The organism is Xanthomonas sp. NCPPB 1132 (genome assembly GCF_056629235.1).
The window spans coordinates 2,087,356-2,102,938 of sequence record NZ_CM152819.1; the positions used below are offsets into that span (position 1 = coordinate 2,087,356).

At 68.4% G+C, this 15,583-nt stretch carries 14 protein-coding genes; 9 read left to right on the forward strand and 5 right to left on the reverse strand.

What is annotated here, in order from left to right:
* Positions 1-132: 132 nt before the first annotated feature.
* Positions 133-768 (forward strand): glutathione S-transferase N-terminal domain-containing protein, encoded by a 636-nt coding sequence (locus AC1G9L_RS08840; RefSeq protein ID WP_010342124.1) that lies wholly within the window; start codon positions 133-135, stop codon positions 766-768.
* A gap of 73 nt (positions 769-841) precedes the next feature.
* Entirely contained in the window at positions 842-1,273 is a 432-nt protein-coding gene (locus tag AC1G9L_RS08845) for a ClpXP protease specificity-enhancing factor (RefSeq protein ID WP_010342123.1), read from the forward strand.
* A gap of 277 nt (positions 1,274-1,550) precedes the next feature.
* Here the strand turns inward: AC1G9L_RS08845 and AC1G9L_RS08850 are convergent, their stop codons facing one another.
* The 4 genes from AC1G9L_RS08850 to AC1G9L_RS08865 form a co-directional block, all read right to left on the reverse strand.
* The gene (locus AC1G9L_RS08850; protein WP_019802229.1) at positions 1,551-1,895 is read right to left on the reverse strand and encodes a DUF3301 domain-containing protein; all 345 of its coding nucleotides are present in this window, start codon (positions 1,893-1,895) and stop codon (positions 1,551-1,553) included.
* Between the two features lie 284 nt (positions 1,896-2,179).
* Positions 2,180-3,304: a DUF2272 domain-containing protein gene (locus tag AC1G9L_RS08855; protein WP_481070749.1), complete on the reverse strand. Its 1,125-nt coding sequence runs from the start codon at positions 3,302-3,304 to the stop codon at positions 2,180-2,182.
* Between the two features lie 284 nt (positions 3,305-3,588).
* Positions 3,589-4,467 (reverse strand): carboxylating nicotinate-nucleotide diphosphorylase, encoded by an 879-nt coding sequence (gene nadC, locus AC1G9L_RS08860; RefSeq protein ID WP_481070751.1) that lies wholly within the window; start codon positions 4,465-4,467, stop codon positions 3,589-3,591.
* Entirely contained in the window at positions 4,464-4,733 is a 270-nt protein-coding gene (locus AC1G9L_RS08865) for a Trm112 family protein (protein ID WP_019801722.1), read from the reverse strand. The genes nadC and AC1G9L_RS08865 overlap by 4 nt, the downstream gene beginning before the upstream one ends.
* Positions 4,734-4,791: 58 nt before the next feature.
* Here AC1G9L_RS08865 and purE point away from each other — a divergent pair, with 58 nt between their 5' ends.
* Entirely contained in the window at positions 4,792-5,295 is a 504-nt protein-coding gene (gene purE / locus AC1G9L_RS08870; protein WP_010342117.1) for a 5-(carboxyamino)imidazole ribonucleotide mutase, read from the forward strand.
* Complete coding sequence (locus AC1G9L_RS08875) at positions 5,292-6,440, forward strand: 5-(carboxyamino)imidazole ribonucleotide synthase (protein WP_481070752.1); 1,149 nt, start codon at positions 5,292-5,294, stop codon at positions 6,438-6,440. Before purE ends, AC1G9L_RS08875 begins: the two co-directional genes overlap by 4 nt.
* A 96-nt stretch (positions 6,441-6,536) precedes the next feature.
* On the opposite strand, the gene AC1G9L_RS08880 is transcribed toward AC1G9L_RS08875, so the two are convergent.
* On the reverse strand, positions 6,537-7,112 hold the full coding sequence (locus AC1G9L_RS08880; protein ID WP_481070754.1) for a Fe-Mn family superoxide dismutase: 576 nt from the start codon (positions 7,110-7,112) through the stop codon (positions 6,537-6,539).
* Positions 7,113-7,237: 125 nt separating this feature from the next.
* On the opposite strand from AC1G9L_RS08880, the gene grxD reads away from it, so the two are divergent.
* The 5 genes from grxD (at position 7,238) to AC1G9L_RS08905 (ending at position 15,503) form a co-directional block, all read left to right on the forward strand.
* Positions 7,238-7,558, forward strand: coding sequence for a Grx4 family monothiol glutaredoxin (gene grxD, locus AC1G9L_RS08885; RefSeq protein ID WP_010342114.1), 321 nt, complete (start codon positions 7,238-7,240; stop codon positions 7,556-7,558).
* Entirely contained in the window at positions 7,555-8,295 is a 741-nt protein-coding gene (locus AC1G9L_RS08890; protein ID WP_481070756.1) for an SDR family NAD(P)-dependent oxidoreductase, read from the forward strand. The genes grxD and AC1G9L_RS08890 overlap by 4 nt, the downstream gene beginning before the upstream one ends.
* The gene (locus tag AC1G9L_RS08895) at positions 8,292-8,891 is read left to right on the forward strand and encodes a YhgN family NAAT transporter (RefSeq protein WP_019800076.1); all 600 of its coding nucleotides are present in this window, start codon (positions 8,292-8,294) and stop codon (positions 8,889-8,891) included. Before AC1G9L_RS08890 ends, AC1G9L_RS08895 begins: the two co-directional genes overlap by 4 nt.
* A 300-nt stretch (positions 8,892-9,191) precedes the next feature.
* Positions 9,192-11,570, forward strand: a complete 2,379-nt coding sequence (locus tag AC1G9L_RS08900; protein WP_019800075.1) for a TonB-dependent receptor domain-containing protein — start codon at positions 9,192-9,194, stop codon at positions 11,568-11,570.
* Between the two features lie 711 nt (positions 11,571-12,281).
* The gene (locus AC1G9L_RS08905) at positions 12,282-15,503 is read left to right on the forward strand and encodes an outer membrane beta-barrel protein (RefSeq protein WP_019798991.1); all 3,222 of its coding nucleotides are present in this window, start codon (positions 12,282-12,284) and stop codon (positions 15,501-15,503) included.
* Positions 15,504-15,583 lie beyond the last annotated feature (80 nt).

Genomic DNA, 15,583 nt, shown 5'->3' on the forward strand with positions numbered 1-15,583 from the left:
CTGAGCCGATTCCCTGTTCATCCTATTGGCTTTTGTGAGCGAGGGTTGCACACTCAGGGGCCGTGACGACCGTCCGCAATGTGCGGGCGGCGTCGATGCGGCCGGCGGATTCCGGCCGTCGGAGAGCCTTGAATGGCGGCGAGTTTGCGCATGCGAAATACCTTGACGTTGTTTTCCTCCACGGATGATGTCCTGTGCCACCGCGTCCGCCTGGTGCTCGCGGCCAAGGGCGTGACCTACGATTTCGTGGCGGTGGATCCGCAGAATCCGCCGGAAGACCTGATCGACCTGAATCCCTACCACTCGGTGCCGACGCTGGTGGAGCGCGAGCTGGTGCTGTACGCCGCCTCGGTGGTCAGCGAGTACCTGGACGAACGTTATCCGCATCCGCCGCTGATGCCGGTCGACCCGCTCTCGCGCGCGCGCCTGCGCCTGGCGATGCTGCGCATCGAGCACGACTGGGTGCCGCAGGTGCAGGCGATCCAGCTCGGCAACAAGGCCCAGGCCGAAGCCGGGCGCAAGCGCCTGAAGGAACTGCTGACCGCCTCCGTGCCGCTGTTCAAGGCCAGCAAGTTCTTCCTCAATCCGGAGATGAGCCTGGCCGATTGCGCGATGGCGCCGATCATCTGGCGCCTGCAGGCGCTGGATATCCCGCTGCCGAAGGACGGCAAGGCGATCGAGGATTACGGCAACCGCATCTTCCGCAATCCCGGTTTCATCCGCAGCCTGACCGACCAGGAAAAGAAGCTGCGCGACCTGCCGGCATGATGCCGTGCGTCGCGCCGTCCCCGCTGTGTTCCGAGCTGTACCGGCGTCGCGCGCCGGCACGTAGAATGGGCGCATGACCGAAGACACTTCCCGCATGACCAGCCATCGTCCGTACCTGCTGCGGGCGCTGGTGGAATGGATCAACGACAACGGCATGACCCCGCACATCCTGGTGGATGCGGGCCTGCCCGGCGTGCAGGTGCCGCCGAGCGCGGTCAAGGACGGGCGGGTGGTGCTGAACATCGCCGAGCGCGCCGTGGTGCGTCTGCAGATCGACAACGACGGGGTCAGCTTCACCGCCCGCTTCGGCGGCGTCAGCTACCCGGTGCAGGTGCCGATGTCCGCGGTGCTGGCCGTGTATGCGCGCGAAACCGGGCAGGGCATGGCGCTGCCGGACGACATCCACGGCGCCAGCGAGCCGCCGGGCGACGACACCCCGCCACCGCCGCGGCCGGGCGGTTCCGACGACGCCGGCAAGCGTCCGCGCCTGCGCGTGGTCAAGTAAGTCAGGAGGCGTGGCCTCTTTGGCCGCGCTGCGCCCAGTCAAGCGTTGGCGTTCCCCGTGTGCGGGCATCGCACCCACTGCGTTCTGCCGTAGGAGCGGCTTCAGCCGCGACGGGCATTACCGGTAACGCCCGTCGCGGCTGAAGCCGCTCCTACGACGGGCGATAGATCCCAGCAGTTGCCGTCCATTCGAGATGGCATGCGAAGCGGTTTCCCACTCACCTTGGCAGTCGCCCAAGAGGCTGCTTGCCATCGATGCGTAGCCGTGGTGCCTTGGCTCATTCGCGCTGTGCGCGCGCGTCCTGCAGGCTGCTCACGCTGGCCACCGACGGCCCGGTGAAGGCGATCAACTGGTCGCCGAGCAGCACCAGGCGGCCGCTGTGGCGGTCGGTACCGTCGTAGGAATAGTCGAAGCGGAAGCTGCGCTCGAAGCCGAGCCAACCGTTGGGCAAGCGCCGCAGGCGCAGGCCGGTGCCGTGCACGCTCTGGTCCAGCCACTGCACGTCGGCAGCCTTGCAGGCATTACGGCCGAGGATTTCGGCGCGTTCGGCGGCGGCGCGCGAGGCGTTCCAGAACGCGAACACCGCCGCGCCGGCGATCATCAACAGGATCAGGCTGGGCATGGCGCCACTGTAGCGAGGCGCCGGTGGGTGGGCAATCTGTGGGGCTGGGATTGGGGATTCGGGATTGGGGATTGGCAGGTGGGTCGGCGGCTGTTGGGGCGGTGCACTGCCGGGCGATGCCGCGTGGTCGCGCACCTGGTGGTGTGTTTGGGTACGCCCAGCCGAAGTGCTCCATCGCCACCATCCTCCTGCGCAACACCCACAAATTGCCGTGATTGCACGGTGTGCCTACCTGCAGGAATCTTTTTGTGGGCCAACCTTGCGGTGGGTCGCGCGCGCTGCAGCTAGGACTGCGGTTCGGTCTTAGGTATGTCGTTACTGGAGGGCGCGGCGGGTTGTGGCGGAGCAGGTGCTGCGGCGGGTGCCGGTGGCGGGGCCGGCGGGTTCGGCGCGGTGGGCGGTGCTGGCGGGACGGCGGGCGTGCCCGGTGTCGCGCTTGCTGGCGTCGCGGGCGGCGGCGTGATCGGCATGGAGGCAGGCACGGTGGGCGGGACGGGCGGCAATAGCTGCGCCTGCGGTTGCAGCTTCAGCAGGGCCGACCAGTCCTGGCGGTTGACGTCGCACAGCTCCTCATGGCCGGGCGTGCATTCGAGGGCGGCGCCTTCGTCGTTCTGCTCCTGCGCCAGCGGCGCGTCCAGTTGCAGGCGTCCGCTGCGGTCCAGCTTCAGCTTGCGCATGGTCACCGCGTTGAACACGTTGCCGCCGATCAGGTACAGGGTCTGGTCGCCGCCGACGTTGGTCGCGACCACGATGTCGCAATGCGATTCCCACGGCAGCGGACGGCCGCGCGCCAGCGCCTCGCGCAGGCCGGCGGCGCCGACCGGCTGCCGGCGTCCGCGCAGGAAGCACAGCAGGTCGCCGGGGGCGGGTTTTTCCTGCTGCGGGTCGGCGTAGCGGTAGGGCAGGCCGTCGGCGCCGGCCTGGTAGGCGGCGCGGATGTAGTCGATATGGCGGATCGAGGTGTGGAAGCCGGCCACGCCGGCGCGCACCATCACGTAGGACACGAAGGCCGCCGACCATGGATTGTCGACGATGAAGGCGCGGCAGTCGTTCTCCCGGTAGCGCGATCCGTCCAGTTGCTGGCAACTCGCGGCGCCGTCGATTTGCCCCATCGCGCCCAGCGTGCCGCTGTCGCGCCAGTACGCGGCCACGCGCTGCCAGGCTTCGATGCCGTCGTCGGCAAGGTCGGCGCGTTCGGCTTCGGTGACGCGCAGGCCGGCCAGGCGGCCGTCGCGATCGATGAACGGGCGCCACCACAGCCGGTGTTCGTTGCAGGCGGTGCGCACGATCGCCACCGCCGCCGGGGTCAGGCCGAAACGCGGCGGCAGATCGCAGACTTCCGCGGCCGCGGCGCGGCCGGCGGGAAACAGGGCGGCGACACACAGCAGCGCGAACCAGGGGCGGAACATCGGCTAACTCGGCGGGGAGGGGAGCGGGCAGCGTCGCAGAGCGGCGTCGGTGGTGCCGTGAAGTGTAGGGAGTCTGTTCGGCGATGGGTCGATCGCGTGTGCCGCGTCGCCCTGGCACCCGCGCATGTGGCGCGCCGCGCCGTTTCGTGGCCTGATTGGCGGGCTGCTGGCGCGATCCCGCGGCGGCTGGAGGCGTCGACGTCGGTATCGCGGCGCGCTGCGAGGGTGCGCGTTGCTGGCCTAAGAGGTGCCGTAGCGGCGGCTCCCAGGCCAAGTGCCGGTCGCTACTGCGGCGGCGTTCCGAGTTTCAGCGACAGATCCACGGCCTGCACATGCTTGGTGAGGGCGCCGATGGAGATGCAGTCGACGCCGTCCTGCGCGATCGCACGCACCGCCTCCAGGTCGACGCCGCCGGAGACTTCCAGCGGAATCGCACGGTTGAACGGTGCGGCCGCGGCGATCGCCACCGCGGCGCGACGCTGTTCCGCGGTGAAGTCGTCGATCAGGATGCGGTCGCAGCCGGCCTGCAGCGCTTCGCGCAACTGCTCCAGGGTTTCCACCTCCACCACCAGCGGCAGCGCCGGCCACTGCGCGCGCGCGGCGGCCACCGCCGCAGGCAGCGAGCCGGCGGCGTGGATGTGGTTTTCCTTCAGCATCACCGTGTCGTACAGACCGATGCGGTGGTTGTCGCCGCCGCCGCAGCGCACCGCGTACTTCTGCGCCAGGCGCAGGCCGGGCAGGGTCTTGCGCGTATCCAGGATGCGCGCGCCGGTGCCGGCGACCGCGGCCACATAGGCGGCGGTGGCGGTGGCGGTGGCCGACAGGGTCTGCAGGAAGTTCAGCGAGGCGCGCTCGGCGCTGACCAGGGCGCGGCTGCGCCCGTGCAGCAAGGCCAGCACGGTGCCGGCGGCCACGCGCTGGCCTTCGGCCACCTGCCAGTCGATCCGGACCTGCGGGTCCAGCGCCTGATGGCAGGCATCGAACCAGGGCCGGCCGGCGATCACCGCGTCCTGCTTGCACAGCAGGTAGGCGCTGTCGGCGCTGTCGGGCAACAGCGCGGCGGTGACGTCGCCGCTGCCGAGGTCCTCGGCCAGCGCGCGCGCCACATCGGCGGCGATCAGGTCCGCGGCGGGCGCCTGCGGCGGCGCCGTGTCGCGGCTCATTTGGCCGGGAAGTCGGCGAGCTGGACGGTGCCGATGGCTTCTTCGGCCAGCAGCACCGGGATGCCGTCGTCGACGCGGAACACCTGCTTGCGGTCGCGGGTGATCAGGGCTTCGCGCAGCGGTTGCGCCTGCGCACTGCCATCGGCGCGCTGCACGCCGCCGGCGGCGATGGCGCGGTTCAACGCCTCCAGGCCGCGCGCCTCCAGCAGCGCCAGCGGTTGGCGGGTGTCGGGCGAGCACAGCAGGTCGAGCAGTTTGCGGTCCATCCGGTCTTCGTCTTGCGTGGAAGACGGCTAGAATACGTCTTTAAGGCAGGGGACGGCCATGACCTCCAAGCAAACCGCGCCGCTCGTCGGCATCGTGATGGGTTCCCGCTCCGACTGGGAGACCATGCAGCATGCGGCGCAGAAACTCGATGCGCTGGGCGTGCCCTATGAAGTGAAGGTGGTGTCGGCGCATCGCACCCCGGACGTGTTGTTCTCCTATGCCGAGCAGGCGGCCGGGCGCGGCCTGCGCGCGATCGTGGCCGGTGCCGGCGGCGCCGCGCACCTGCCGGGCATGCTCGCGGCCAAGACCGCGGTGCCGGTGCTGGGCGTGCCGGTGCAGTCCAAGGCGCTCAACGGCATGGACTCGCTGCTGTCGATCGTGCAGATGCCGGCCGGCATCCCCGTGGCCACCTTCGCGATCGGCAATGCCGGCGCGGCCAACGCCGCGCTGTTCGCCGCGGCGATGCTGGCCCACGACCACGCCGAGATCGGCACCGCACTGGGCGACTTCCGCCAGCGCCAGACCGACGACGTGATGGCCAAGGACGATCCGCGCCAATGACCACCGTCGGCATCCTGGGAGCGGGGCAGTTGGCACGCATGATGGCCGTGGCCGGCGTGCCGCTGGGCCTGCGCTTCGCGCTGCTGGATCCGGCGGCCGATGCCTGCGCCGGACAGATCGCGCCGCTGCGGGTCGGCGACTATGCCGACGAGACCGCGCTGGCCGCGTTCGCCGACGCGGTCGACGTGGCGACCTTCGATTTCGAGAACGTGCCCGCGGCCAGCGCCGGTTGGCTGGCCGGGCAGGTGCCGGTGTTCCCGAGCCCGGATGCGCTGGCCGTGGCGCAGGATCGCCTGGCCGAGAAGACCCTGTTCCGCGAACTCGGCATCCCGGTGCCGGCCTTCGCCGCGATCGAGACGCGCGCCGATCTGGACGCGGCGCTGGCGCAGGTCGGCACGCCCTGCATCCTCAAGACCCGCCGGCTGGGTTACGACGGCAAGGGCCAGTTCCGCATCGCCTCCGCCGCCGATGCCGATGCGGCCTGGGACGCGCTGGGCGCGCAGGCAGCCAGCGTGGGCCTGATCGCCGAGGCGTTCGTGCCGTTCCAGCGCGAAGTCAGCGTGGTGGCGGTGCGCGGCCGCGACGGTGAGTTCCGCACCTGGCCGCTGACCGAGAACTGGCATGTGCACGGCGTGCTGTCAGCCAGCCTGGCGCCGGCGCAGGCCGATGCCGCGCTGGAGCAGGTGGCCGTGGCGCATGCGCGTGCCCTGGCCGAGCGGCTGCAGTACATCGGCGTGTTCGCGCTGGAGCTGTTCTGCCGCGACGGCGAACTGCTGGCCAACGAGATGGCCCCGCGCGTGCACAACTCCGGCCACTGGACCATCGAAGGCGCGGAGACCTCGCAGTTCGAGAACCACCTGCGCGCGGTGCTGGGGCTGCCGCTGGGCTCCACGCGCATGCGTGGCCATGCCTGCATGCTCAACTGGATCGGCGCGATGCCCGATGCCGCAGCGGTCCTGGCGCAGCCCGGCGGGCATTGGCACGACTACGGCAAGGAGCCGCGCGAGGGCCGCAAGGTCGGCCACGCCACCCTGCGCGAGGACACGCCCGAGGCGCTGGCGCAGGCCCTGCAGACCGTGGGCGCGCAGTTGCAGCGCGAGGCCCAGGTCGCCCCGGTGATCGCCGCCCTGCGCGGCGAGCGCTGAGTCGGCAGCACGCGGCCCAGGCGACGCCTGGGCTAGGCAACGGCGGCTGCGGCCGCCGCTCCTGCGAATCCCCAATCCCGACTCCCGAATCCCCGCTTACCGCAGATTGGACGCCGCGAACTCCCAGTTGACCAGCTTCCAGAACGCCTGCAGATAGCGCGCGCGGTCGCCTGGGTAGTCGGTGTAGTAGGCGTGTTCCCACACGTCGCAGGCCAGCAGCGGCATGTCGTCGCCGGTCAGCGGGGTACCGGCGTTGGCGGTGTTGACCACGGCCAGGCTGCCGTCCGGACGCTGCACCAGCCAGATCCAGCCGGAGCCGAACAGCGCCAGCGCCATGCGCTCGAACTCGGCCTTGAACCGGGCCACGTCGCCGAAACTCTTGGCCAGGCGCTCGCCGAGCGCGCCGCCGGGTTCGCCGCCGCCGCGCGGGCGCAGGCCGCGCCAATAGAACGCGTGGTTCCAGACCTCGGCCGCCTCCTGGAACAGGCTGCCCTGGGCGCGCCGCAGCAGGTCCGGCAGCGCCAGCTCGGCCAGGTCGCTGCCGGCCAGGCGCGCATTGAGCCGTTCCACCAGGGCGCGCTCATGGGCATGGTGCTGCTCCACCGCGGCGGCGGACAGATGCGGGGCCAGCGACGCGGCGGCGTAGGGCAGGGGAGCGAGTTCGATGGGCATGGATCCTCGGGCGGTTTCGGGTGCGTGTCGCGGTACTGCCGCGCGCAGGGCTTACACTATGCGGCTACGCGAGAGTCTAGCCGACCGCCAAGGTCGTTCTTTCGCCCCAGCAGGAGAGAACCCGCATGCAGGTGATGGAGCGCATCCAGGCCGACGTCGAACGCCATCCCATCGTGTTGTTCATGAAGGGCACGCCGCAGTACCCGATGTGCGGCTTTTCCAGCCGCGCGTTGCAGGCGCTGCTGGCCGCCGGCGCCGACCGCCTGCACACGGTCAACGTGCTCGACGAGCCGGAGATCCGGGCCAATCTGCCGCGCTATTCGAACTGGCCGACGTTCCCGCAGCTGTTCATCCATGGCGAGCTGATCGGCGGCTGCGACATCACCATGGAGCTGTTCGAGTCCGGCGAACTGCAGCGCATCGTCACCGAGGCCTACCAGTCGTGAGTGCGCCTGCGTCGCCGCAGGCCGGCGCGCTGGCGCAGCGGGTGATCCTGGTCAGCGGCGCCGCCGGCGGGCTTGGCAGCGCCGCGGCGCTGGCCTGCGCCCAGGCCGGGGCCACCGTGGTCCTGCTCGGGCACAAGCCGCCGCGTCTGAACCGGGTCTACGACGCGATCGCCGCGGTCGGTGCCGCGCCGCTGCTGTATCCGCTGGACCTGCTCGGCGCCACTCCGCCGGACTACGCGACCCTGGCCGAGCGCCTGCAAAGCGAGCTCGGGCGCCTGGATGGGCTGCTGCATTGCGCTGCCGACTTCGCCGGGCTGACCCCGTTCGAGCATGCCGATCCGGCGCAGTTCGCGCGCGCCGTCCACGTCAACCTGACCGCTGCGGCCTGGCTGACCCAGGCCTGCCTGCCGTTGCTGCGGCAGGCCGAGGATGCCGCGATCGTGTTCGCGGTGGACGATCCGGCGCGGGTCGGCCAGGCCTACTGGGGCGGCTACGGCGCGGCCCAGCACGGCCGCCGTGGCCTGCTGGCGAGCCTGCACGGCGAGCTGGCGGCCTCGCGCGTGCGCGTGGCCGGGCTGCAGCCGGGCCCGATGCGCACCGCCTTGCGCGCCCGTGCCTACACCCATCAAGAAGACCGCGACGCGGTCGACCCGGTGCGCTACGCCGGCGCCTGCGTCGAGCTGCTGTCGCCCGCCGGCGCCGCGCACCGCGGCGAGATCTGGAATCCCCTGGCATGACCATCCTGTCGGCAGCGCTGCTGCTGTTTCTGATCCTCGACCCGCTGGGCAACATCCCGGTGTTCCTCAGCGTGCTCAAGCCGCTGCCGGCGCGGCGCCAGCGCATCGTGCTGGCGCGCGAACTGCTGATCGCGCTGGGCGTGCTGATGGGCTTCCTGTGGGGCGGCAAGTACGCCCTGGAAGTGATGCACCTGCGCCAGGAATCGGTGGCGATCGCCGGCGGCATCGTGCTGTTCCTGATCGGCATCCGCATGATCTTCCCGCGCCCGGAAGGGCTGATGGGCGAGATTCCCGACGGCGAACCCTTCATCGTGCCGCTGGCCATCCCGCTGGTGGCAGGCCCTTCCGGCATGGCCGCGGTGATGCTGATGGGCAGCAACGAGCCGACCCGGCTGGGCGAATGGAGCCTGGCGCTGATCCTGGCCTGGCTGGGCACCTCGGCGCTGCTGTTCTCGGGCACGCTGCTGTACAAGCTGCTCGGCATGCGCGTGCTGACCGCGGTCGAGCGGCTGATGGGCATGTTGCTGGTGGCGATTTCGGTGCAGATGTTCCTGGACGGAATCAGCGCCTACCTGAAGCTGCCGGTCGCCGGCTGAGCGGGCGCGCCCGCCGCCGCGCGTCTCCGCTCGCTGACGCGTCTTGCCTGTCGCGTGCGTCAGCGCTGCGACGTACCGCGCGTCTGCGGCAGTTCGATGACATGCGCGGCGCTTTTTTGTGCCCGCGCGTGTCGGGGCGTGGCGGCACATTAAGTTCTCGTCAATGCCCTGGGCATATGCGGGCGAAATAGCCTGCTTACCCTGGCGCCTTCCGATGCGGTAGGCGGCGGTGTGCCATGGGCGCGCCGGGCCGCCTGCCGTCTCTGCCGCTCCCCGCTTGGTCCCAGAGGCGCTTGCCCGATGACGTTCCGTTGCACTCCGCGTGTTTCCCCACTTTCCCTTGCACTGGCCACGGCGTTCGCGGCCCATTGCGCCTTCGCCCAGGACGCCGGCAGCGAGTCGGCGCAGCGGGTCACCGCCTCCAGCACGTCCAATACCACCGCCGCGTACGAGACCAAGCGCGTGCAGCAACTGGACAAGGTCAACGTCAGCGCCGACAAGAGCAGCTACGTCCTCGGCGGCGGCAACATGACCGTGCAGACCGCCAGCAAGGCGATCTCCACGGTGACCCGCGAGGCAATCGCGCAGGCGTCCGGTGGCAGCAACTTCACCCAGATGATCGATGCGATCCCGGGCGTGGACGCCTCCACCAGCGACGTGACCGGCCTCAACAACGGCAACTACAGCCTGCGCGGTTTCGATTCCTCGGCGATCGGCATCACCGTCAACGGTGCCCCGGTGACCGACAGCGGCAGCTATTCGGTGTATGCCACCGAATACGGCGATGCCGAGAACTACAACGACATCACCGTCACCCAGGGCACGCCGAACGTGGACCAGCCGGAGATGGGCGCCACCGGCGGCCAGATCGCCTGGTCGACCATCGATCCCAGCCATGCGTTCGGGGTGGATTTCAACCAGAGCTTCGGCAGCAACGATTACCGGCGCACCTTCGTGCGGGTCAACACCGGCGATACCGGTCCGCTGCGCTCGTGGGTGTCGTATTCGACCAACAGCGCGGACAAGTGGAAGGGCAATGGCGACATGTCGGTCGCAAAGATCGACGGCAAGAGCGTATGGGACATCAGCCCCGGCAACTCGATCAGCGCCTCGTTCCAGTACAACCGGCAGTCCAACTACTCCTACAACACCGCCAGCAAGGCGCAGCTGGCCAGCGACTACGCCTACGACTACAACGCCACCTGGGGCGGCGGCAGCACCTCCGCCGACCAGTCCTACTGGAAGCTGCGGCGCAATCCCTACAGGAGCCTGTTGGCCAGCCTGGATGGCGAGTTCACCCTCGGCGACACCCTGCGTCTGTCGGTGGTGCCCTACGTGTGGTGGGGCGAGGGCGGCGGTTCCAGCGCCGCGTCGGTGTACCCGTCCACCAGCAGCAGCAACGTCTATGGCTACGCCAGCGGCGTGAGCGGCAGCCGCGACGTCGACTACACCTATTCCTACTCCGCGACGGTGCGCCCGGGCGTGGTCGCCAAGTTCTTCCAGGACATCGGCATGGACCACAACCTGGTCTACGGCCTGTGGTACGACCGTTCGCGCAAGAGCCAGAACAGCAGCATCGTCAAGACCGATCAAAGCACCGGGCAGCCGTGCGACGTCTGGGCCGAGAGCGAGGGCTGCTTCCTGACCTATGCCGACGGCCAGGTGCAGCAGAGCTACCGCACCTACACGGTGACCGACGTGCAGAAGTACTTCATCCAGGACAACTGGACTCCCGCCGACGACTGGGCGGTCAACTACGGCGTCTCCTGGATCCATGCCACGCGCAAGGGCCACAACTATCAATGGCCCGACAGCACCAAGGAGATCGGCGTGGACTTCGACAACAGCTACAGCAAGCTGTTGCCGGCGTTCGGCATCAAGTACGCGCCGGACAGCCGCTCCCAGTTCTACTACGGCGTCGCCAAGACCTTCCGCGTGCCGGCCACCAACTCGATCTCGATCAACCTGTCGGCGGCGCAGGAGATCCCGCAACCGGAATCGGCCTGGACCAACGACCTGGGCTGGCGCTACTACGGCGACCGCTTCTCGCTGTCGGCGATGCTGTACCAGAGCAACTACCGCAACAAGCAGATGTCCAGCTACGACCAGGCCACCGCGCTGACCACCTACATCTCGATCGGCAAGGTACGCATGCGCGGCTTCAACGGCGAGGCCAGCTACAACATCACCGACAACCTCAAGCTGTACGGCTCCTACACCTATACCCAGGCCAGGATCCTGAGCGACAGCCTGGCGGTGGGCACGTCCAAGGGCATCTACGACTACGCAGTCGGCGGCAAGCAGTTGGCCAATACGCCGAAGAACTTGGCCAATCTGCGCCTGAGCTACACCATCGGCGATTTCTGGGTCGCGCTGAAGGGCCGTTACTCCGGCCCGCGCTACGGCGACTATCTGAACACCGAACGGGTGGGGGGCTACACCACCTTCGGCGCCGACGCCGGCTATACCTTCGCCGACTGGGGCTGGCTGAAGAAGCCGTCGATCAAGCTCAACCTGTACAACCTGACCGACAAGCAGGCCGTTACCTGGGTCAGCACCAGCCAGGTGCTGGCGGCGTCCGGCGCCAGCGACTACCCGGACGTGGCGGCCACCGGCACGCCGTACTACTCCGTGCTGGAGCCGCGCGCGTTCGCGGTGACCGTCGGCGCCTCGTTCTGAGGCACTGCCAGCCCGCACCCGGGCTGGACCAGGCAAGACGCAAACGGCCGGGGCCATCGCCCCGGCCGTTTGCGTTTGCGGGCATGCGACGTCGGGGAACGTCGCCGGCCTGACCGCGGGCGTGTGGATCCCGGGCCGGCATGCCGTCGGCCGCCCGGCGCCGGGTCGGCAGAATCCAGGGTGCCTCCCGAGGGCCAGGGCCACGGGGGAGCAGGGTCTGGCGCCGGGCGCCGCGCGAGGACCGGATCGCGCCGGCCTCCCGAAACTGCCTGGTCGGTGGCCGAGCGGGGCGGGGGGGCATGGCACGCGGAAGCAGGGTGGGGCTGACGCCACCGCGCCGCCGACGCCTGGGGAGTTGAAGAGTGGGGGGCGCTCGGTCACTGCGCTGCTGGCGTCGCGGCGCAACGCTCGGCCCAGCTGCCGCGCGCGGCGGCCTGGCGGGCGGCAAGCCCGTGCGCGCCTGTGCCAGGGCATGACCGGATGCAGTCAAAAAACTGGGATCCATGGCAAGTCATGTCCATTTGTGCCCGGTTGTCACGTTTCGGCAACAAATTGGCCCTATGGTGTTAAACTCATGTTAACCCTTGCGGGGAATCGGCAAGGGTGACCAGCCCCCATCCCGCGGCCGTGCGCCCGTACTCGCGCGGCACTGCCATGCGCATTTCGTCAAACTCCATCGAGGCTATTGCAATGATTCAACCCCGTCTGCGGATGTCCAAGCTCACCCTGGGCCTCGTTGCGGCGCTGGCCGCGGCGCCGGTGTTCGCCCAGAGCACCTCCGCCGGTGTCGGCGGCGTGGTGACCCATGGCGGCCAGCCGGTCGCCGGCGCCGAGGTGACCATCACCCACGTCGAGTCGGGCACGGTCAGCCGCGCCACCACCGATGCCGCCGGTCGCTACAACGCGCGCGGCCTGCGCGTCGGCGGTCCGTACAGCATCACCATCACCAAGTCGGGCGACGGCACCAAGACCGAAGACGGCGTGTACCTGAGCGTCAACCAGAACGCCACCATCAATGCCGACCTGACCGGCGACATGGCCGCGCCGACCACCCTGGAGACGGTCAATGCCGTCGCCGTGGCCACCGGCTCGGAAGTGTTCAGCGCCACCAAGACGGGCTCGGGCACCAACATCGGTCGCGAGCAGATCGAAGCGCTGCCGTCGATCAACGGCAACATCCAGGACTACATGCGCCTGGATCCGCGCGTGGCCTTCGTCGATCGCGCCTCGGGCACGATCAGCGCCGGCGGCCTGAATCCGCGCTACAACTCGATCAACATCGACGGCGTCTCGGCCAGCGACACCTTCGGCCTGGAAGGCAACAACATGACCACCCGGCGTCAGCCGGTGTCGATGGAAGCCATCGAAGCCATCGACGTCAACCTGTCCAACTACGACGTCAGCATCGCCAGCGCCGCCGGCGCCACCGTCAATGCGGTGACCAAGTCCGGTACCAACGAGTTCCACGGCTCGGTGTACGGCAGCTATCGCGATGGCGACTGGTTCGGCGACAACCCGGACGGCACCAAGTTCAACGGCTTCACCAAGGAGAAGACCTACGGCGCGACCTTCGGCGGCCCGATCGTCAAGGACAAGCTGTTCTTCTTCGCCAACTACGAGAAGTTCCAGCAGGACGCGCCGGGTGTCGACCTCGGCAGCACCGCGTTGGGCAAGGCCAACGCCAAGTACGGCATGGCCGACGTGACCCGCGCTCAGCAGATCGCCAAGAACTACGGCTTCGATGCCGGCGGCCTGGACAGCGACGGCAACACCGACCTGAAGGAATACGCGCTCAAGCTCGACTGGAACATCAGCGACAACCACCGCGCCAGCTTGCGCTACAGCAAGCTCGACCAGAGCAAGCTGCGCATCAACGGCGCCGGCAGCTCCAGCCAGGCCTCGCTGAGCTCGTACTGGTACCAGCACGAGAAGTCGGTCGAGAGCTATGTCGGCCAGCTGTTCAGCGACTGGTCCGAGAACTTCTCCACCGAGTTCAAGGTGTCCTACCGCGACTACTCCGCGATCCGCGTGGTGCCGACCAATGCGCCGAGCATCGCCGTGTACTTCGACGGCTCGGTCGCCAACCCGACCGGCGACGTGCTGTTCCTGGGCACCGAGACCAACTCGCAGGGCAACATCCTCACCACCAAGACCTGGAACTACTACGGTGCGGGCACCCTGACCCTGGACAACCACAACCTGAAGTTCGGCGTCGACTACAGCACCAACGACATCTACAACCTGTACGGCCGCAACAGCTGGGGCGTGTACACCTTCTTCGGCCTGGACAACTTCGCCAGCGGCCGCTGGAGCTCGTACCAGCTCAACCAGGAGCGTAGCCCGGGTTCGATCGCGGCCGACTACAAGAACAGCAACCTCGGCCTGTTCGTGCAGGACACCTGGTACGTCAACAACAACCTGACCCTGACCCTGGGCCTGCGTGGCGACCGTCCGCAGGTGAGCCCGGATCCGACCTACAACGCCGGTGCGCAGGCGGTGTTTGGCTATGACAACAGCAAGATCTTCAGCGGCGATTTCCTGATCCAGCCGCGCTTCGGTTTCAACTACACCTTCGACACCGACCGTCCGACCCAGTTGCGCGGTGGCGTTGGTCTGTTCCAGGGCGATGCGCCGCAGGTGTGGATCGGCAACAGCTACTCCAATACCGGCTTCAACTACAACGCTTATAGCCTGACCACGTACGATCCGACGGTGCCGTTCAGCGCCAACAAGGATACTCAGCCGATCCCGAATCGTCCTGGTTCGGCGACCCAGGGTGTGAGCTTCGTCGGCAACGACTTCAAGCTGCCGTCGCTGTACAAGGCCAACCTGGCCCTGGATCACGAACTGCCGTGGTACGGCATCGTCGCCTCGGCCGAGTTGCTGGTGACCAAGGTCAAGGATGGCCTGTACTACAAGAGCCTGAACATCGGTCGCGTCAACGGCCCGGGCCAGGATCCGAGCCCGGCCTACTATGGTCCGGACGGCCGCGCGCTGTACTGGAACCCGGCCCGCACCGGCCGCCCGTGGGCGACCAGCGACAACCGCTACAACCGCAACAGCGCGTACAGCGACGTCTACCTGATCGACAACACCGACAAGGGCAAGACCCAGCAGTTCACCGTGTCGCTGTCCAAGCCGTTCAGCGAAGGCGGCGACTGGTCCTGGACCCTGGGCTACACCTATACCCACGCCACCGAAGTCGGCCCGCTGACCAGCTCCACCGCCAGCTCGGGCTGGGGCTACCAGTACGCCTTCAATGCCAACTCGGAAACCGAGAACCGCTCGCGCTACGAGATCAAGGACCGGATCTCCGGCTCGCTCGACTGGAAGCACATGTTCTTCGGCGACTACGAGACCCGCGTGGGCCTGGTCTACGAAGGGCGCAGCGGCCGTCCGTACAGCTACGTGTTCAACGGCGACGCCAACGGCGACGGCCGCAGCACCAACGACCTGTTCTACGTGCCGAAGGGCCCGGGCGACGTGTTGTTCGGCACGCTGAGCAGCACCGGTGCGTTCACCGCCAACCCGGCGCTGCAGCAGCAGTTCTTCGACTGGCTGGCCAAGAACCCGCAGCTGGCCAAGTACGCCGGCAGCTACGCCCCGGCCAACGGCTTCCGCTCCGGCTGGATCAACACCTTCGACGTGCGCATCACCCAGCAGCTGCCGGGCTTCTTCAAGGGCCACAAGTCCGAGATCTGGCTGGATATCCAGAACGTGGGCAACCTGCTGAACAAGAAGTGGGGCCGGATCGAAGACTACGGCTTCTACGCCGATGCCCGCGTCGCCAACCTGCAAGGCATCTACCAGGGCAAGTACGTGTACAACACCCTGTACACCGACAAGCCGACGGCCGCCAATGCCGACGCCGACGGCTTCAACATCGGTGTGTCGCAGTGGTCCATGCAGCTGGGCTTCCGCTATCAGTTCTGATCGCGGCGCAAGCTGAAGCGTTGGAAACGGCCGGGGCGACCCGGCCGTTTTCTTTTTGCGGGGGCTGACGTTAAAGTCGC